This is a genomic window from Nonomuraea sp. NPDC048881 (assembly GCF_040649795.1).
Taxonomy (GTDB): domain Bacteria; phylum Actinomycetota; class Actinomycetes; order Streptosporangiales; family Streptosporangiaceae; genus Nonomuraea.
In genome coordinates, this window is the sequence record NZ_JBEZGC010000007.1 from 429,958 (window position 1) to 448,242 (window position 18,285).

At 76.0% G+C, this 18,285-nt stretch carries 15 protein-coding genes and 1 riboswitch; of the genes, 5 read left to right on the forward strand and 10 right to left on the reverse strand.

Features of this window, described 5'->3' with window-relative positions:
* Window positions 1–11 precede the first annotated feature (11 nt).
* Window positions 12–998, reverse strand: a complete 987-nt coding sequence (locus tag AB0C33_RS26880) for an endonuclease/exonuclease/phosphatase family protein (protein ID WP_358292599.1) — start codon at window positions 996–998, stop codon at window positions 12–14.
* Window positions 999–1,039: 41 nt separating this feature from the next.
* The gene (locus AB0C33_RS26885) at window positions 1,040–3,313 is read right to left on the reverse strand and encodes a protein kinase (protein ID WP_358292602.1); all 2,274 of its coding nucleotides are present in this window, start codon (window positions 3,311–3,313) and stop codon (window positions 1,040–1,042) included.
* Window positions 3,314–3,449: 136 nt separating this feature from the next.
* Here AB0C33_RS26885 and AB0C33_RS26890 point away from each other — a divergent pair, with 136 nt between their 5' ends.
* Window positions 3,450–3,920 (forward strand): PPOX class F420-dependent oxidoreductase, encoded by a 471-nt coding sequence (locus AB0C33_RS26890; RefSeq protein ID WP_358292605.1) that lies wholly within the window; start codon window positions 3,450–3,452, stop codon window positions 3,918–3,920.
* A gap of 66 nt (window positions 3,921–3,986) precedes the next feature.
* Here the strand turns inward: AB0C33_RS26890 and AB0C33_RS26895 are convergent, their stop codons facing one another.
* Together AB0C33_RS26895 and AB0C33_RS26900 are read right to left on the reverse strand one after the other, a co-directional pair.
* Window positions 3,987–4,793, reverse strand: coding sequence for an alpha/beta hydrolase (locus AB0C33_RS26895; RefSeq protein ID WP_358292608.1), 807 nt, complete (start codon window positions 4,791–4,793; stop codon window positions 3,987–3,989).
* A 95-nt stretch (window positions 4,794–4,888) separates the two neighbouring features.
* Window positions 4,889–6,367 (reverse strand): hypothetical protein, encoded by a 1,479-nt coding sequence (locus AB0C33_RS26900; protein ID WP_358292611.1) that lies wholly within the window; start codon window positions 6,365–6,367, stop codon window positions 4,889–4,891.
* Between the two features lie 125 nt (window positions 6,368–6,492).
* On the opposite strand from AB0C33_RS26900, the gene AB0C33_RS26905 reads away from it, so the two are divergent.
* Both AB0C33_RS26905 and AB0C33_RS26910 read left to right on the forward strand, forming a co-directional pair.
* Complete coding sequence (locus tag AB0C33_RS26905) at window positions 6,493–7,824, forward strand: hypothetical protein (protein ID WP_358292613.1); 1,332 nt, start codon at window positions 6,493–6,495, stop codon at window positions 7,822–7,824.
* 58 nt (window positions 7,825–7,882) lie between these two features.
* Entirely contained in the window at window positions 7,883–8,386 is a 504-nt protein-coding gene (locus tag AB0C33_RS26910; RefSeq protein ID WP_358292616.1) for an NUDIX domain-containing protein, read from the forward strand.
* 21 nt (window positions 8,387–8,407) lie between these two features.
* On the opposite strand, the gene AB0C33_RS26915 is transcribed toward AB0C33_RS26910, so the two are convergent.
* Window positions 8,408–9,862: a glycine hydroxymethyltransferase gene (locus AB0C33_RS26915; RefSeq protein ID WP_358292619.1), complete on the reverse strand. Its 1,455-nt coding sequence runs from the start codon at window positions 9,860–9,862 to the stop codon at window positions 8,408–8,410.
* 22 nt (window positions 9,863–9,884) lie between these two features.
* A riboswitch (ZMP/ZTP riboswitch) is annotated at window positions 9,885–9,971 on the reverse strand.
* Window positions 9,972–10,053: 82 nt separating this feature from the next.
* On the opposite strand from AB0C33_RS26915, the gene AB0C33_RS26920 reads away from it, so the two are divergent.
* Entirely contained in the window at window positions 10,054–10,986 is a 933-nt protein-coding gene (locus AB0C33_RS26920; protein ID WP_358292622.1) for a MerR family transcriptional regulator, read from the forward strand.
* A 33-nt stretch (window positions 10,987–11,019) separates the two neighbouring features.
* Here the strand turns inward: AB0C33_RS26920 and AB0C33_RS26925 are convergent, their stop codons facing one another.
* On the reverse strand, window positions 11,020–12,237 hold the full coding sequence (locus AB0C33_RS26925; protein ID WP_358292625.1) for a multidrug effflux MFS transporter: 1,218 nt from the start codon (window positions 12,235–12,237) through the stop codon (window positions 11,020–11,022).
* A gap of 212 nt (window positions 12,238–12,449) precedes the next feature.
* On the opposite strand from AB0C33_RS26925, the gene AB0C33_RS26930 reads away from it, so the two are divergent.
* Complete coding sequence (locus AB0C33_RS26930; RefSeq protein ID WP_358292627.1) at window positions 12,450–13,034, forward strand: carboxymuconolactone decarboxylase family protein; 585 nt, start codon at window positions 12,450–12,452, stop codon at window positions 13,032–13,034.
* A 34-nt stretch (window positions 13,035–13,068) separates the two neighbouring features.
* Here the strand turns inward: AB0C33_RS26930 and AB0C33_RS26935 are convergent, their stop codons facing one another.
* Genes AB0C33_RS26935 through AB0C33_RS26950 form a run of 4 tightly spaced genes read right to left on the reverse strand, consistent with a single transcriptional unit; the run spans window position 13,069 to window position 18,233 of the window.
* On the reverse strand, window positions 13,069–14,130 hold the full coding sequence (locus AB0C33_RS26935) for a GNAT family N-acetyltransferase (protein ID WP_358292630.1): 1,062 nt from the start codon (window positions 14,128–14,130) through the stop codon (window positions 13,069–13,071).
* Between the two features lie 29 nt (window positions 14,131–14,159).
* On the reverse strand, window positions 14,160–15,374 hold the full coding sequence (locus AB0C33_RS26940; protein ID WP_358292633.1) for a hypothetical protein: 1,215 nt from the start codon (window positions 15,372–15,374) through the stop codon (window positions 14,160–14,162).
* Window positions 15,371–16,981, reverse strand: a complete 1,611-nt coding sequence (locus AB0C33_RS26945; protein ID WP_358292636.1) for a carbamoyltransferase C-terminal domain-containing protein — start codon at window positions 16,979–16,981, stop codon at window positions 15,371–15,373. The genes AB0C33_RS26940 and AB0C33_RS26945 overlap by 4 nt, the downstream gene beginning before the upstream one ends.
* A gap of 4 nt (window positions 16,982–16,985) precedes the next feature.
* Window positions 16,986–18,233 (reverse strand): hypothetical protein, encoded by a 1,248-nt coding sequence (locus AB0C33_RS26950; protein WP_358292639.1) that lies wholly within the window; start codon window positions 18,231–18,233, stop codon window positions 16,986–16,988.
* Between the last annotated feature and the right edge of the window lie 52 nt (window positions 18,234–18,285).

Genomic DNA, 18,285 nt, shown 5'->3' on the forward strand with positions numbered 1-18,285 from the left:
CGCCCGGCGGGTCAGCTCTGGAGGCGGAGGTCGGCGAACAGGGCGCGGTGGTCGGAGCCGGGCAGGTCGAGGACGCGCACGTCCACCGCCCGCGCCCGCCCGTCCGTGAGCACGTGGTCGATCGCCACCAGCGGCGGGATCCGGCGCATCGGCCACGTGGGGACCAGCCCCTTGCCGGTGGCCGCCGCCGCGTCGGTGTAGCCGGTGCCCAGCAGCCGCCGGAACACGGCGTGGTCCAGCGTGGCGTTGAAGTCCCCGGCCAGGATCCGCGGCGCGCCCGTGGACGGCGCGGGCGGCAGCGTCCCGACCCCTGCCGCCCACTCCGGCACCGTCGAGGGAACCGGCGCCACCGGATGCACGACCACCACCTCCACCGCGCCGCCGGGCAGCGCCGCCTCCACGACCGGCATGTGGTGCCCGACCGGCTGGAACAGGCCCGTGCGCTCGCGCAGCGGGTGGCGCGCGTACACGCCGCTGCCGACCGGCCCCCACGTCTCCGGCTTGGTGACCTGGTACGGCAGCAGCGTCTCCAGCCCGGCCGCCGCCAGCCGGTCGCGTTCCGCCCAGGTCAGCTCCTGGAGGCTGAGCACGTCCACGTTCAGCGTGCGGACCAGGTCGACGATCGTGCGGGCGTCGCCGCGGCCGCCGTTGAGGTTGGCGGTCAGCACGCGCAACGGGCGGCCGGTCGCGCCGTCCGCACCGCCGGGCAGGGCGCGCGGGAGCACCAGCCAGGCCAGGCACACGCACACCGCCAGCATGACGGCGACCGCCGCCCGGCTGCGGGCCAGCGCCGCCGCTCCCAGCATCAGCAGCGCCGCCACCCCGAAGTACGGCGTGAAGGACACCAGCGGGACCAGCAGGACGCCCGACTCCAGGCCGCCGAGCCGGACCGCCGTCCCCGCCGCGAACAGGACCGCGACCGCCGTCGCCAGCCGCCGCCGCCAGACCCGGCGCGGACGCGTCCGCACGGGCTCCTTCACCACTTCGTCCGTGAGCACAGCCCGAACCCTAGGCCGCGATTCTTAAACCTGGATGAGCGTCAGGCGGGACCGAGGCTCCACGCGCTCAGCAGGGCGTCGCCGCCGCTGCCCACGACCACGGGACGGCCCTCCAGCTCGGCCAGCGCCAGGGCCCGCACCTCGGCGCCCGGCCCCGGGCCCAGCTCCCCGACGACCTTGCCGTCGGTCAGGCTCCAGACGCGGACGACCGTCTCGCCGCCGCCCGGCGCGTGCGCGACGACCGCGACGGGCCTGCCGCCGAGCGCGCCCACGACCAGCGCGGACGCCCCCCGGTCGTCGGGGCTGCGGCGGCTGAAGTTCCACTTCTTCCTGCGCCTGCCGGTCGCCAGGTCGTAGACGCGCAGGGTGGCGTCGAGGTGGGTGGAGACCAGGACGGGACGGCCGTCCAGCTCGCCGCAGGCGAGCAGCTCGATGCCGCCGATCTCGCCGGTCTTGTAGGTATGTGTCACCTTTCCGTCTGACAGGCGGCGCACCCGGACGCGGTTGGCGCCGTCGCCGGTGACCAGCACCTCGTCGTCGCCGAGGCGGCCGAACGCCAGGCCGTTGACGCCCTGGAAGTGGTCGGTGACGGCGGGGCCGATCTGGCGGCCGGTGGCGAGGTTCCACAGGCGGACGACGCTGTGCAGGTCCTTCAGGCTGTCGTACTTCTGGGTGACGGCGACCGCGCGTCCGGCGGTGGTGACGGCGATGACCGGGTCGGCCGCCTTCTTCGTGTGGAGAGCGCCGCCCGCCGGGTTCCACAGCCGCATCGCGCCGTCGCCGTGCCCGGTGGCGGCCTTGCCCTCGCCGCAGGCCACGGCGGTCACGGCGGCGCCGCCGTCGCCCAGCCTGCGCACGGGCGCGGACGCCGGGCCGAGGTCCCAGACGAGCACCGTGCCCTTGGACGTGCCGCAGACGACGGTGGCGCCGGCGGCGGCCAGGACGGCCGGCGTCCCGCTGCCCGCCGGCAGCGCCACGGGCTCCCTGACGGGCGCGCCGAACGGCTCGGCCGCGGGGGACCGGGTGGTGGACGCCGTGGGGGATCCGGTGGGCGACCCGGTGGGGGACCCGGTGGGGGACTCCGTGGGGGACGTGCCGGGCGCTGGGCTCGTCGCGGCTGTCGTGGGCGTGCCCGTCGCCGTGCCCGTCGCCGGGGGGCCGGTCGGGTCGCCGGTGGGGCGGGGGGACGGGTCGTCGGCGAGGCCGTTCGCGGGGCGCAGAAGAAGGAAGGCGGACGCCGCCGCAGCCACCGCGGCCGTCGCACCGCCGACCACCACGGCCCGCCTGCTCACCCGCCGATCCGTACCCGGCCTGGTCGCCTCCCCGTGAAACGCCGGCCCCGTCGCCCCACCCAGAGCCGGCGGAACCGTCGCCCCAACTCCGCCCCCGGCCGGCGGAACCGTCGCCCCAGGCCCGCGCGGCGGAACCGTCGCACCGGCTCCGGCTCCGGTCGGATGGGCCATTGCTCCGGCTCCGGGCGGGGGGATCGGCGCACCGGGCCCCGCGGTGCCGGGGGCGCTGATGAGGTGGCGGAGGAGGGCGGCGGGGGTGGGACGGGCGGCGGGGTCCTTGGCGAGGCAGGACCGGATCGGGTCCACCAGGCGGGCCGGCACGTCCGTGAGGTCGGGCGTCCCGCTCATGACCTTGTGCAGGATGGCGGCGACCGTCTCGCCCGCGTACGGCGGATGGCCGGTGGCCGCGAACACCATCGTCCCCGCCCAGCTGAACACGTCGGACGCCGGCCCGACCCGCTCGCCCGCGAACTGCTCGGGCGACATGTACGCCGGCGTCCCCATCGGCGCCGAGGCCTGCGTCGTCGCGCCCAGGGCCTTGGCGATGCCGAAGTCGATGACGATCGGCCCCTCGGGCCCCATCAGCACGTTGCCCGGCTTGAAGTCGCGGTGCACGATCCCGGCCTCGTGGATGGCGGCCAGCGCGGTCAGCGTGGAGATCGCCAGCCGGTCCAGGGCGCCCCCCGTGCGCGGCCCCGACTCCCGGACGAGCCTCTGCAGCGTGTCGCCCGCGACGTACTCGCTCACGATGTACGGCCGCCCGTCGGCCACCCCCACGTCCAGCACGGCGGCCGTGCAGAACGCGGCCACCCGGCGCGCCGCCTCGGCCTCGCGCAGCAGGCCCCGGGTGACGTCGTCGTCCTGGGTCAGGTGGCTGTGCAGCAGCTTGATCGCGACCTCGCGGCCCGCGCCGTCGACGCCCTTGTAGACGACCCCCTGCCCGCCCGAGCCGAGCACGCCGAGCAGCCGGTGGTCGCCGATCCTGTCGGGATCGCCCGGCCGGAGCGGACGGACTTCCGGCATTCCGCTCCTCCCCTCGGGCACGTACCGGCATATGCCGGCGAACCACACCATAGGGCCGCCTGGGCGAGCCCCGGAAGCCGGGGCCCGCGCCGGATGGCAGGATCGAAGCCGGCACCGCACAGGAAAGGCGTCCCGTATGGCTCCCAGGATCGCGACCGCCCGCCGCGTCGATCTGCCCGAACTTCTCGACTTCCTCCGCCCCCGGCATCACGGCCTGCTCTCGACGACCCGCGCCGACGGGCGTCCCCAGCTCTCGCCGGTCTCGTGCGGCCTCGACGACGAGGGCCGGATCGTGGTCTCCACCTACCCCGGTCGCGCCAAGGCCGCGAACGCCCGGCGCGACGAGCGCGTCTCGATGTGCGTGCTGTCCGACGACTGGGACGGCCCCTACGTCCAGGTGGACGGGCGAGGCGAGGTGCTGGACATGCCCGAGGCCCTCGACGCCCTGGTGGACTACTACCGGTGCATCGCCGGCGAGCACCCCGACTGGGAGGAGTACCGGCAGGCCATGCGCCGCCAGAACAAGTCGCTGATCCGGATCACGATCGACCGCTGGGGGCCGATCGCGACCGGCGGCTTCCCGGCGAACCTGACCCCCGGCGGCTGAGCGCCCGACCAGGGGCGCCCGACCAGGAGCGAGCCACCAGAAGCCCGCCGCCCAGGGCCCGCCGCGTCAGCGGGCCAGCACCTCGCGCAGCACGTCGGCGAACTCCTTCGGACGGTCGACAAAGCCGCTGTGCTCGCCGGGGAACACCACCGGCGGCGCGCCGAGCAGGTCGGCCAGCGCCAGCGAGGTGCGGTACGTGAGCAGGCCGCCCGAGTCGGCCCCGACGCCCACGACGACGCGGGCCGGCCCGGCCTTCAGCGCCGCGACGTCGGGCACGTACCGGGTGGTGCCGCGCAGCTCGTGCAGGAAGAAGTGGGCGGCGTCGGCCAGGTCCTGCTCGGGCGACTCGCTCGGCGGCGGGGCCGGGGCGTCCTCGCCGGTCTGGAAGCCCGCGGTGGCCATGAACTTCCCGAACGCCGCTCCCGGGCCCTCCCGGCGGAACGTCTCGATCATGTCGTCCACCTCGGCGCGGCGCCGGGCCACGTCGGGCAGCAGCTCCAGCACGGGCGGCTCGTGCGCGACGAGGGTGCGCACGCGGGTGGGGTGGCGGGTGACCAGGGCGAGGCCGGTGACCGCGCCGCCGCTGCTGCCGAGCATGTCGGCCGACTCGGCGCCGAGCGCGTCGATGATCGCGAGCGCGTCGCCGGCCCGCAGGTCGGGGGTGGAGTCCTGGCCGGGGTCGTCGAGCGTGCTGCCGGACACGCCGCGCGGGTCGTGGGTGACGACGGTGTGCTCGCCGGCCAGCTCCTCGGCCAGCGGGGCGAAGGGGGCGGCGTCCATCGGCGCGCCCACGAGCAGCAGCAGCGGGCCGCTGCCGCGGACGTGGTAGCGCAGGCGTCCGCCCGGTATGTCGAGAATGTGCGTGGTGCTCATCGGTGGGTCCTTCCGCGGAGTCGGGTGACACCAGGTTGGACCACCGGGGGCGGGTGAACTCATCGGTCCGCGGGCTCCCTGTGGCAATGTGCCGATCAGAGCTCCTTGACCTCGTCGAACAGGTCCTCGACGGCCGCGACGATCCGCCGGGTGGCCAGGGAGGCGGTGTCCGGGCCGTCGAACGGGTGCGCCCCGCCCTCGGCGACGCCCTCGACGGTGGCGAGGTGGGCCCCCGGATGGCAGACGACGTCCGGCTCGGGCAGATTGGCCAGCAGGAACTCGCCCTGGCTCGCCCGCGCCTGCGACGGGTGTGCCCCCCGCCGCACCCACCGCAGGCTCCCCGACCGGTCCAGACGGTAGACGCCGGGGCCGTGGGCGGCCGACACGCGTACGGGGGTGTCGCGGGCCAGGCGGACCCGGACGTGGAACGGCCCGCCCGGCCGGGCCGAGCGCAGCAGCGTGCGCTGGTTGAACTCCTGCGCGTCCCCCAGCCAGGTCACCGGCCCGCCGAGCATCACCGACAGGTGGGCCAGCACGAACGGGGGCAACCCGGCGGCCTGCTGGTTGACCGACGCCACCTCGGTGCCCTCCTGGTGCCGCCACTTGATCGCCGTCAGGTGGACCCGTTCGCCCGGGGTGAGGATGGCCTCCACGCTGAACAGGCCGGCCGCGCCGTACCTGCGCCAGGCCCAGAACGCGATGCGCTCGGCGCACTCGATGAGCAGCGCGGCGGCGGGCGTCGGCCAGGGGCGCGACCAGTCGTCGCCCGTGCTGCGCATCGGCCCGGCGCCCAGCTCGGCGATCCCGGCCGAGGTGTGGGCGGGGCGGTCGGCGTACACCCGGACGCCGCCGTCGCGGTCGGGCACGCTGAGCACCGCGATCGTGCACGGCCAGCCCGGCACGTACGCCGCCACCCGGTACGGCCCGAGCAGCCGGGCCGCGCGCGGCATGTCGTCCTCGCCCGCGACGACCACGGTGCCGTGCCGGTCCGCCCGCCGGCCCGCCTGCACCACGACCCGCTCGGTGCCGACCGCGCGCCGCAGCTCGGCCAGTCCGGGCAGCCGCTCGACGTGCACGCAGGGGACGCGGGCCGCCGCCGGCACGCCGGCCGCCCGCAGCAGGTCGTCCAGCAGGTGCTTGGCCTCGATCGCGGCCCGCACGTCGGCGTCGATGGCCGCGACCACCCCGCCGGGGCCGGCCAGCTCGCGCAGGCGGGCGTTGTCGTACCAGGTGAAGACGACCGGCGGACGGTCCAGCTTGAGCAGGTGCCGGGCGGCCTCGTGCCGGACGCGGGGCAGCCAGGCGTGCCGCTCGGCGACGGACCGGGTCCTGGTGCGCTCCTCGGCGGCGACGACCATGCCGGGCAGCGCCGGGTCCCACGCCGAGTAGCAGCCGATGCTCAGCGCCGGGCGCAGCACCTCGACCGGGGCCGGGCCGGTGTAGCCGGTGCGCAGCGCGGTGCTGAACCGTTCGACGCAGACCAGCGGGCGGCCCGCCAGCGCGGCCGTCAGCTCCTCCTGCGCCGCCTCCTCCAGGCCGGTCTCGTGCCGGCCCGCGCCGTGCAGCCCGTCCATCAGCCCCTCCCTCGCCGTCCTCCGTACGGGGCCGTCCCGCGAGGGGCACGGCCCGCACTCTTGACGGTGAGCCACGTCCGGCGCACCGTCGAGGCCACAGTGATGTGAAGCGATGTGAAGATGAGATGCCGCCCCGCCGTACCCACCCAGTCGTCAACCGGGCGCTGGCGGCGTTGATCGAGCAGGCGGGCTGGACCCACGCGGCCACCGCGCGGCACGTCAACGCCGTCGCCGCCGAGAGTGGCGAGCGCGTGCACTACGACCGCTCGGCGGTCGGCCACTGGCTGACCGGCACCATCCCGCGCCCCGAGGCGGTGCGCGCGGCGGTCGAGGCGTTCCGCCGCCGCCTGGGCAGGCCCGGCCTGCGCCCGGCGCATCTGGGCTGGCCGGAGCCGGGCGGGTCGCCGTCCGCCGACGATCCCTGGCGCGGCGACCCGGTCGCCCGGCTCGCCGTGCTGGGCGAGGACGACCTGCTCAACCGGCGCACGTTCACCCTGGCCGCGTTGTCCGGCTTATCGGGCTTATCGGTCCTGGCCGCGCGGCGGGCGGGCGGCCGCGCGGCGGCCCGCCGGGCCGGCGCGGGCGACGTCGAACGGATCCGCGCCACCACCCGCGCCTTCGCCGACCTGGACGACCGCTACGGCGGCGGCCACGCCCGCGCCGCGGTCGCCGCCTACCTGTCCCGCGAGGTCACGCCCCTGCTGCACGGCACCACCGGCCGCCGCAGGCCCGACCTGTTCGCCGCCGCCGCCGAGCTGAGCTACCTGGCCGCCTACATGGCCATGGACGCCGGCGCCCACGCCCTGGCCCAGCGCTACTACATCAGCAGCGTGCGTCTCGCCGACGAGGCCGCCGACCTGCTGCTGCGCGCCACCGCCCTGCGCAGCATGGCCGTCCAGGCGGCCGAGCTGGGCCACGACGGCGAGGCGCTGGCCCTGGCCGAGGCGGCCGCGTCCGCGCTGGCCGGGCACGGTCCCGCCCGCACCCAGGCGTGGATCACCGGCATGCGCGCCGAGACCCACGCCGCCGCCGGCACCCGCTGGGACGCGCTCAGGCTGCTCAGCCGTACCGAGACCCAGCTCGAACGCGCCGACTCCGTCCCCGAGTCGGAGTGGACGGGCAACTACCGGCGCGAGTCCCTGGAGCACCAGATCGGCCTGACCCTCACCCAGCTCGGCGACCACGCCACCGCCGCCCGCCACTTCGCCGCGTCCATGCGGGCCAGACGGCCGGTCGAGCTGCGCACCCGTGCCCTGATCGGGCTGCGGGCCGCCCACTCCCTCCTCCGCGCGGGGGAGGTGGACCAGGCGGCGGCCACCGTCCTCGACCTGAGCGACGACATCCGGCTGATCTCCTCGGCCCGGGTCCGGGAGGAGCTGCGCGGCCTGCGCGCCGCCTGGCAACCCCACCGCGGCAACCCCCTGGTCAGCCGCGCGGACCGCTCGGTCGCGGGCTGACCCCGCGGCACCGCCGTCCAGCCGTCCCGGTCGCCGGGCCGGGCCCTAGGATCGCGGCGTGATCAGGAACGCGTACTGCTCCTTCTGCGGCGCCGCCTTCGCCCCCGGCCAGCCCTGGCCCCGCACCTGCGCGGCCTGCGGGAACACCAGCTACCTCAACCCGCTGCCGGTCGCGGTGACGCTGCTGCCCGTGGACGACGGCCTGCTCGTCGTACGCCGGGACGTCGAGCCGCGCCGCGGCCGGCTCGCCCTCCCCGGCGGGTTCATCGACCTGGGGGAGTCCTGGCAGCAGGCGGCCGTGCGCGAGCTGCGCGAGGAGACGGGCGTGGTGGCCGAGGCCGCCGACGTCACGCTCTTCGACGTGGTCAGCGCCCCGGACGGAACCGTGCTGATCTTCGGGCTCGGCCCGCGCGTCACCGCGTCCGCGCTGCCGCCGATGGAGGCCACGGACGAGACGAGCGAGTGGCTGGTCATCGACGGGCCCGCCGAGCTCGCGTTCCCCGCCCACACCCGGGCGGCCGCCGCCTACTTCACGCGACGGGCCCGCCGCGGGCCGGAGTGAGCGGGTCGGGCGGCCGGTGGGTCAGCTCAGGTCGAGGCCCGGGTAGAGCGGGTGGGCGGCCAGCAGTTCGGCCGCCGCGGCGCGGGTCTTCTCGGCGGTGCTCTGCGGCAGGTCGTACTTCGCCTTGGAGGTGGCCGACGGCGTGGTGTCGGTCAGCACGCCGACGATCAGCTCGGCGACCTGGTCGAACTCCTGCGTGCCGAACCCGCGTGAGGTGAGCGCCGGGGTGCCGACCCGGATGCCCGAGGTGTACCAGGCGCCGTTGGGGTCGCGCGGGATCGCGTTGCGGTTGGTGACGATCCCGGCGTCGAGCAGCGCCGACTCCGCCTGCCGGCCGGTCAGCCCGTACGTGGACACGTCGAGCAGCACCAGGTGGTTGTCGGTGCCGCCGGTGACCAGCCGTACGCCGCGCCGCGCCAGGCCCTCGGCCAGGGCGACCGCGTTGCCGGCCACCGCCCGCGCGTAGTCGGCGAACGCGGACTGCCGCGCCTCGGCCAGCGCGACGGCCTTGGCCGCCATCACGTTGCCGAGCGGGCCGCCCAGCACCATCGGGCAGCCCCGGTCGATGGAGTCGGCGTACTCCCGCCGGCACAGCACCAGGCCGCCGCGCGGCCCGCGCAGCGACTTGTGCGTGGTGGTCGTCGTGACGTGCGCGTACGGCACCGGGTCGTGCACGCCGGTGAACACCTTGCCCGCGACCAGCCCGGCGAAGTGCGCCATGTCCACCATCAGGACCGCGTCCACCTCGTCGGCGATCTCCCGCATGCGGGCGAAGTCGATGCGCCGCGGGTAGGCCGAGTACCCGGCGATCAGCACCAGCGGGCGGAACTCGCGGGCGGTCGCGCGCAGCGCGTCGTAGTCGAGCAGGCCGCTCTCCGGGTCGGTGCCGTAGGAGCGCTGGTGGAACATCTTGCCCGAGATGTTGGGACGGAAGCCGTGGGTCAGGTGACCGCCCGCGTCCAGCGACATGCCGAGGGCCCGCTGGTCGCCCAGGGCCTTGCGCAGGGTCTCCCAGTCGTCCTCCGACAGGTCGTTGACGTGCCGCGCCCCGGCGGCGGCCAGGGCCGGGGCCTCCACCCGGTGGGCCAGGATGCCCCAGAACGCCACCAGGTTGGCGTCGATGCCCGAATGGGGCTGGACGTAGGCGTGCTCGGCGCCGAACAGGGCCTTGGCGTGGTCGGCCGCCAGCTGCTCGACGGTGTCGATGTTCTGGCAACCGGCGTAGAAGCGGTGGCCGATCGTGCCTTCCGCGTACTTGTCGGACAGCCACGTGCCCATCGTGAGCAGGACGGCCGGGGAGGCGTAGTTCTCGCTCGCGATGAGCTTCAGCGAGGCGCGCTGGTCGGCCAGCTCGGCGCGGATCGCGCCGGCCACGCCGGGCTCCACGGCGGCGATCACGTCGAGCGCGTTGCGGTAGGCGGCCGACACGGTGGCCGCGTCGTGGGCGCCGTAGGAATGGGGGTGCTCTTCAGCCATGACTTCTCCCGAGCCGTCGAAGTGAGGGCACCCAGGCGCGCGGCGACGTCCAGGACCGCTCCCCGGTGGTCAGTCCCACCTTACGATCACGCCGGTCACGATCCGAGGCTTGACACCACGGTCATCGGCCGGAGCCGCGCAACGAGGGAGGCGCTTGAGTCTCCACCAGGGGGAGACGCCAAGGTGGAGGCATGGACGGCGGCACCCTCTACACGATCGGCGACCTGGCGCGGCGGACCGGGCTGCCGGTCAGGACCATCAGGTTCTACTCCGACCGCGGGATCGTGCCGCCGGTGGAACGCAGCCCGGCCGGCTACCGCCTCTACGACGCCGCCGCCGCGGCCCGCCTCGACCTCGTCCGCACGCTGCGCGACCTCGGGGTCGACCTGGTCACGGTCCGCAAGGTCGTGGACCGGGAGCTGACGCTCGCGCAGGTCGCGGCGGCGCACGCCGAGGCCCTGGCGGTGCGGATCCGCACGCTGCGGATGCGGCGCGCGGTGCTGACGGCGGTGGCCCGGCGCGGCTCGGGGCCCGAGGAGATGGAGCTCATGCACAGACTCGCAGGACTGTCGGAGGACGAACGCCGCCGCCTGGTCGGCGACTTCCTGGACGCCGCCGTCCCGGACGCCGGGCCGGGACTGGCGGGGATGCGGGTCTCACTGACCCCCGAACTGCCGGACGACGCCGAGCCGGAGCAGGTGGAGGCGTGGCTGGAACTGGCCGAACTGATGGCGGACCCGTCCTTCCGCGCGAGGCTGCACGACCTGACCACCGACCACGCCACCGACCGTGCCGCGGGCCATGGGGAAGGGGTGCCGCGGGACGCCGTGTCGGTGGGCGTGTGGGCGGCGGGGAAAGCGCTGGCGGCGGGCGTGGATCCCGCCGCGCCCGAGTCCGCGCCGGTCGTGGCGGCGGTCGCCGGCGAGTACGCACGCCTCCTGGGCCGTCCCGACGACGCCGGCCTCCGGTTGCGGCTGCTGACCAGGCTGACGGCGGTGAACGACCCCCGCAGGGAGCGCTACCTCCGCCTGCTCGCCGTGATCAACGCCTGGCCGCCCCCGGCCCCGTCGGCACCGGCCCTCGACTGGCTCGTCACCGCCCTGCACACCCACCCGGCCCCCTGAACCCCAGGCCCGGAAGACACCACCGGACGGGGCTCAGCCGCGGGCGGGGGCCTCGGCGGTGGTGGGGCCGGTCTCGGGCAGGCCCCGGGTCAGCAGGCGGGCGCCGATGCCGAGCAGCGCGCTGACGACCAGCGTGACGCCCATCGGCAGCCCGGTGTCCGCGCCGCCCAGGCCGACCAGCGGCGAGACCAGCGCCCCGAGCGCGAACTGCAACGCGCCCATCACGGCCGCCGCCGTGCCGGTCGCGTACGGCGCCCGCCCCACCGTCAGCGCCGCCGCGTTCCCCATGATCAGCGTGAACGAGCTGACCAGCGCGAACAGCACCGGCAGCACCACCACCGCGGCCACCCCCGCCCCCAGCAGCACCAGCAGCACGGCCGACAGCCCCAGCACGACCCCCTGCCCGGTCCGCAGCAGCCCCTCCGGGCTGAACCGGCGCACCAGGCGCGCCGCGGCCAGGCCGGTCAGCGTCATGCCCAGCGCGTTGGCCGCGAACGTCACGGTGTAGGCAGGGGTGGACAGGCCCAGGACGTTCTGCACGACGAAGGGCGAGGCCGAGATGTACCCCATCAGCCCCGCGAAGCCGAAGGCGAAGGAGAAGGCGTAACCGAGATAGCCCCGGTCGGCGAACAGCCGCCGCACGGTCCGCCCGGTGGCGGCCAGGCCGCCCGCGTGCCGGCGTCCGGGCGGCAGCGTCTCGGGCACGACGAGCGCCGAACCGAGCAGCATCACCGCCGAGATCCCGGCCATCACCCAGAACTCCGCGCGCCACCCGGCGGGCGACAGCGCGCCGCCGATCAGCGGGGCCACGACGGGCGCGACGCCGACCACCGAGGCCAGCAGCGAGAAGATCCGCGCCGCCGCCCGGCCGGACGTCAGGTCGGCCGCCACCGCGCGGCCGATGACGATGCCCGCCGACCCGGCGAACCCGTGCACGAAACGCAGGGCGACGAGCGTCCGGATGTCCGGCGCGAGCGCGCACAGGACGCAGGCGGCCAGGGCCGCGGCGGTGGCCAGCAGGATCGGCCGGCGGCGGCCGAACCGGTCGGACAGCGGCCCGATGACGAGCTGGCCCAGCGCCAGCCCGGTGAGGAACGCGGTCAGCGTGAGCTGCACGCCGGCCGCGCCCGTCCCCAGGTCGGCCGCCAGGTCGGTGAACACGGGCAGGTACATGTCGGTGGCCAGCGGCGCCACCGCCGACAGCAGGCCGAGCACGACCAGCAGCGGCCCGGACACCCCGGTCCTGGTCACGACGCACACCTCTGCGGACGGTGTCGGTGGCTGTGGGGAGTCTCGAACTCCATGGTCATGATCTCCAAGACGGCCGCGCGGCTAGAGACCTAGGATGTTCCGTGATCCGGCCACGGCTAACCGCGCCACCGGCACCCGAGCGCGAGACGTCACCGCAGGTCCACCCGTCGGCGGAGCCCGGGTGGCCCGCGTCGCCGAGACAGGAGCACCGCATGACCGCCCGGCTGCCCGCCCTTCCCCCGGAAGACCTGGACGACGCCCAGAGCGAGGTCTACCGCGCCATCACCGGCGGCTCCCGGGCGGCGGGCCTCCAGGTCTTCCCCCTCACCGACGAGCGGGGACGGCTGCGCGGCCCGTTCAACGCCATGCTGCTGAGCCCGCCGGTCGGCGGCGCGCTCCAGGCGCTGGGCGCGGCGGTGCGCTACGGGTCGGTGCTGCCGGACCGGGCCAGGGAGCTGGCGATCCTCGTGGTCGCCGCCCACTGGGGCAGCGACTTCGAACGCGACGCGCACGAGGCGGTGGGCCGGTCCTGCGGCCTGACCGAGGCCGAGCTGACCGCGGTGCGCGAGGGACGTCCGCCCGGCCTGGCCGACCCGGCCGAACGCGCCGCCGTCCTCGCCGCCCGCGAGCTGACCCGGACGGGGACGCTGGGCGAGGAGGACTACCGGGCGGTCACGGCGGCGCTCGGCGAGCGCGGCCTGTTCGAGCTGACCACCCTGGTCGGCTACTACGCCACGCTGGCCCTCCAGCTACGCGTCTTCGCGGGCGAGCTCCCCCCGGAGCGCCGCGAGCGCTGAACGGCGGCGCGCACCGGCCCTCGTCCTTTCCGGGTCACGTGCTGGATGGCGGGGACGGGAGCTGCGGCGGGTCGAGGCGGTGGCCCAGCCCGCCGACGAGCCGGGTGACCATCGCGCCGCGGGCGGCGAACAACCGGCTGCGCGGCTCCAGCCGCACCCCGAACTGCTTCTTCGTCTCGTACGCCGCGCCGCCGAGCCGCAGCCTGCGCGCGCCCGAGCCGACGGCGGCCCGTACGCACGCCGTGAGCAGCGCGTGGTAGACGGCGGTGCCCTCGGTGCGGGCGTAGTCGCGCCCGATCCACCGGGCGACCAGCTCGTCGCCGTCGCGCAGCAGGGCGACGCAGCCGACCGGCGCGCCGTCGCGGCGGGCGGCCAGGACGGTCAGGTCCGCGCCCAGGGCGCCGGCCGCCTCGGTGAACAGACGCGGCCGGTAGAAGACGTGCGGCCCGTGGCGGAGGTCCACCGCGGCCACCATCGAGCCCAGCCGGTCCAGCAGCCGGTCCGGCTCCCCGCCCGGCCCGGGCGTCAGCGGGCGGACCTCGATGCCCTCGCGCGCGGCCCGGCGCTGCGTGCGCCGGATCTCGGCCCGCCTCTTGCGCGGCAGATGGTCCAGGTACGCCTCGTACGACGGCCACGTCAGGTCCAGCAGCGTCTCCGGCAACCAGCCCAGGCGGCTGTAGCCCGGCTGCCCGGCGGCGTACGGCAGGTGGTCGACGACGCAGAACAGCAGCCGCTCGCGCCTGACCAGCGACCGCACCGCCCGCAGCAGGACCCGCCGCTGCGGCCCCTCACCGCCCAGCAGCCCGGACGTCGCCGTCATCGGCGCCTGGACCTGGAGGAACGGCCACCTCCTGGTCAGCCGCCCGAACCGGGACTCCAGCACCGGGTTGTGCAGCCGGTGCTCCAGCGCGCACACCGCCGCGGCCACGAGCCCGCCGTCCTTGCGGACCAGCAGGTAGCGCGGCCGGTGCCCGGACAGGACGCGTTCGGCCAGGGCCAGCCAGTGATGCCGCACGAACGGCACGCCGTCGGCGAGCGCGTCCCACTCCCCGGCCCCGACCTCGCCGATGGAGGCCGCCACCTCAACGCTGTACATCGCCCGCCTCGCCGGCCGGGCGGGCCACGTCAACGCCGTCCATCGCCGCGCACCTCGAAGCGCAGCGCCCGGGTGACGGCGGCGGCGGCCGCGTCCAGCTCCGCCGGGCCGGAGGCGTGCACGACGAACCAGCCGAGCCGGTCGGAGACGTCCCGGTAGGGCCGCACCCGCTGCCCCGGGCGGGCCAGCAGGACCAGCTCGGCCACCTCCGGCAGCGCCCTGGCCGCCGCCACGCCGGACACCGACACCAGCTCGCCCGCCCGCCCGGCGGTCAGCACCCGCCACAGGACCGGCCGGGGCGGGTGCGGGCGCAGCTCGATCGGCAGGCCGACCGCGGCCTGCACGGCGACCCGCACCGGATCGACGCCGTAGCAGGACCGCACCATGTCGTCGGTGCCGTTGCCGCCGGTGCGCAGCCCGAGCTCGATGACGTACGGCCGGCCGTCCGGGGTGACGATCAGGTCGAGGTTGAGCGGGCCGCGCCGGTAGTCCAGGCGCTCGCAGACCTTGTCCATGATCGAACGAGTGGTGTCCAGGACGCCGCCGGGCAGCCCGGCCGGCATCCGGCGGCTCATGGTCAGCACCAGCGGCGGCGGGCTGACCGTCTGCAGGCTGGTCGCGACGAACGCCACCCGCCCGTCGTCCACGACGCACTCGCAGTTGCACAGGATCCCGCGGATCTCCTCCTCGACCATCACCAGCCCTCCGTACGAGCTGCGCCGGGCCTCCTCGGCGGCGGCGCGCACGTCGCCGGGGGAGGCGCACCTGCTCACCCCGCGCCCGCTCTGGGCGTCGGCGGGCTTGACCACCACGGGGAAGGGCAGCCCGCGCGCCCGGACCGCCAGGTCGGCCGGGTCGTCGCCGACGATCCACGGGTAGGAGGACACGCCCAGGTCGTCGAGGATGCCGCGGAGCACCCATTTGTCCACCGAGGCCCGCGCCGCCGTCTCCGACAGCCGGCCCGGCAACCCGAACGCGTCGGCCACCGCGCGCAGCGCGGGCACCGCGACGTCGCTGGAGGGGGCCACCACGCCCGCCAGGTCGGCACGTCCGGCGAGCGCGGCCGCGACGGCGGCCGGGTCGTGCGTGCTGACCGGCAGGTACTCGTCGGCCAGGGCGACGCCGGGCGCGTGGGCCGAACGGTCGACCGCGATCGTCCGCAGGCCCATGCCGGCCGCCGCCCGGTAGGTGGACAGCGAGCCGTCGGCGGCCCCGAGCACGACCAGGGACCTCGCGCCGCTCATCGGTCCGCCTCCCGGCCGGCCCGGTCGTCCGTCCGGCGCTTGCGGGCCCAGAACGGGCCGAGGGCCAGCGCGTCCGCGCCGGTCCTGAGGTAGCAGGCGACGGCGTCCTCGGGCGTGCACACGATCGGCTCGTCGTCGTCCCGGAAGGAGGCGCCGGCCAGCATCGGCACGCCGGTCAGCGCCTCGAAGCGGGTGATCAGGGAGTGGAAGAGCGGGTTGGCGGCCCGGCTCACCGTCTGCACGCGGGCGCTGCCGTCCACGTGCGTGATCGCGGGCACCTCGCCGCGGCGGTGGTCCAGCACGTCGAACCCGAGCAGCATGACCGGCGAGGGATGCCCCCCGGCGAAGTAGTCCGCGGACCGCTCGGCCAGGCACGACGGCGCGAGCGGCAGGAACGGCTCCCGGCGTCTGACCCGTTCGTTCATGCGCGCGGCGGACGTGGGGTCGCGCGGGTCGGCCAGCAGCGAGCGGTTGCCCAGGCCGCGCGGCCCGCACTCCGTCCGGCCCTGGAACCAGCCCACGATCAGGCCGTCGGCGATGCGGGCGGCGGCGTGCCCGGCGATGTCGTCCGGCCGCCGGTAGTCCACGCCCGCGTCGCGCAGCGCCTTCTCCATGCGTTCCGCGGTGAAGCCGGGCCCGGCGAACACGTGACCGCCCGCCGGGCGGGGCCGGCCGTACAGGCCGACGCTCACCTCCAGCGCCGCGCCGAGCGAGGCGGCGGCGGGCTGGGCGAACAGCTCCTCGAAGCCGGACTCGGCCAGCAGACGGCCGTTCAGCATCGGGTTCATCGCGGTCTCGCCGGCCACCGCGAGCCGGGTCGCCCCGGTCGTCTCGCGCAGCCATCGGGCCAGGTGCAGCCCGGCCCGCTCAAGGGTGGCCTGGAGGGCGAAGGCGATGTCCACGGCGTGCTGGGTGAGGATCCTCCCGGCGGGCGGGGGCGGCGGGCCGAAGGCGTCGAGGAACCTCGCAGAGACCGTGTGCCGTCCGCCGCCCGCGTGCGGCTCGAACCAGCTCAGGTCCAGCTCGTGGCCGCCGTACGGGGTCAGGCGCAGCAGGTCGGCGAAGGGCTGGACGTAGGTGTCGCCGCCGTACGCCGCCAGCGCCATCACCTTGTCCTCGTCCAGGCCGGGACGGAAGCCGAGGTAGCCGGTGACCGCCGCGTACAGGGCGCCCAGCGAGTGGGGGTGACCGACGTGCCGCAGGTGCCTGATCCGGTCACCGTCGGCGACGGCCAGGCAGGTGCCGGTCCCGTCCATCGTGAGCACGGCGGCCGAGTCGAACGGGCTCACGTGGAAGGCGCCGGCCGCGTACGCGCGGTGGTGTTCCACCAGGTGCACCCCGAACCCGGCCGGGCCGGTGTGCCCGGCGGCCTCCCTGACCTCCCAGCCGGGCGGGGAGCCCGTCCGCTGCCCGTGGAAGGCCACGTGGTCCACCTCGTCCAGCCCGATCCCCGCCTGTTCCAGGCAGTACGCGACCGCCCGGCGGGGGAACCGGCCGTCGTGCCGGACGCGGGTGAGCCGCTCCTCCTCGGCGAACGCCACGATCTCGCCGTCGCGCACCAGCGCCGCCGCGGAGTCGTGCGCCCGGGAGATGCCCATTACGTACATGTCGTCACTCCGAGTTCCGCGAGATCAGCATCCGGCGCATCACATGGGCCTTCACGGGCACCCCGAGGGCCAGCGCCACCAGGCCCCCGGCCGCCCCCGACCACGGCACGACGACGACCGCCAGCGAGGCGGTGGCCACCAGCCCGGCGAACGCGCCCGCCGACGTGACGGCGAGCACGTCGTTGTTCGTGTTCTCCACCAGGTAGGCCGCGTACATCACGGTCAGGAACAGCGCCGGCACGGTGACGACCAGCCCGGCCAAGATCACCGGCGACGCCGCGAGCCCGTCCGGAGCCCACCGGAGCAGGGCCGCGCAGGCGACGGCGACGGCGGCCCCCGCCCACCCGGCCCGGCCCAGGAGATGGACCGCCCGCGCCCGCCCGGCCCGTCCGGCGAGCCCGCGCAGCCGCCGCGAGGTCGCCGGCTGCGCGACCCGCAGCAGGTAGATGACGAGCTGGCAGACCGCGACCGCCGGCAGCAGCGCGAGATACAGCACGCCGCTCTGCCCCGCCCGCCCCGAGGCGCCGAGCACCAGGTACACGACCGCGAAGCAGAGCGCGTCGCACAGGTCGGCCGCCCCCAGCAACCAGGCGGCCCGCGACAGGGGACGCAGCAACGCCCGCCGCCCATGACCGGCAGGCGGGCGCAGCCAGTCGCGGGGGAGCGTCGCCAGCGCCCCGCAGGTCACCGCGACCGTCCCGGCCAGGACGAGCAGCAGGTGCGTCTGCGGCGGCCAGCCGGTCCACAGGGTGGCGGCGGTGACGGCGAGCACCACGCCGCCGCCGGCCACGAAGGCCATCGTGTCCAGCACGGGCCGGCCGCGTACGCGGTGCAGCCCGGAGACCGTCATCAGCAGGCCCGTGCAGGCCGACCACGCCCCTGCCGCGAGACAGAGGGCCGCCGTCGACAGCGGCGCGATCACCGCCACGGGAACGAGCACCGCCAGCAGCACCGCGACCGGCGCGGCGGACATGGCCACCGTCAGCCTGGCCACCGCCGGGCCGGTCCGCCTGACCCGCGCCAGCGTCTTCAGCGCGGCCTTCTCCGGCGCGTCCGCGACCAGGAGCAGCCATCCGCAGAGCCCGAGCGCGGTGGCGTAGTGGCCGAACGTCGCCCCGTCCCACACGGCCGCCGGCGCCGCCGCGGCGACCTGCGTACCGGCCCGGAACGCGCCCCGCCCCGCCAGCAGCCGCAGCACCGCCGCCGGCCGGAGGCGGGACGCGGCATGGGCGTCGGCACTGGTCTGGGTCAACGTGGTCCCCCGTGGGTCGCCTGACGGCGTGGTGGCGTTCGTGCGCCGGGTC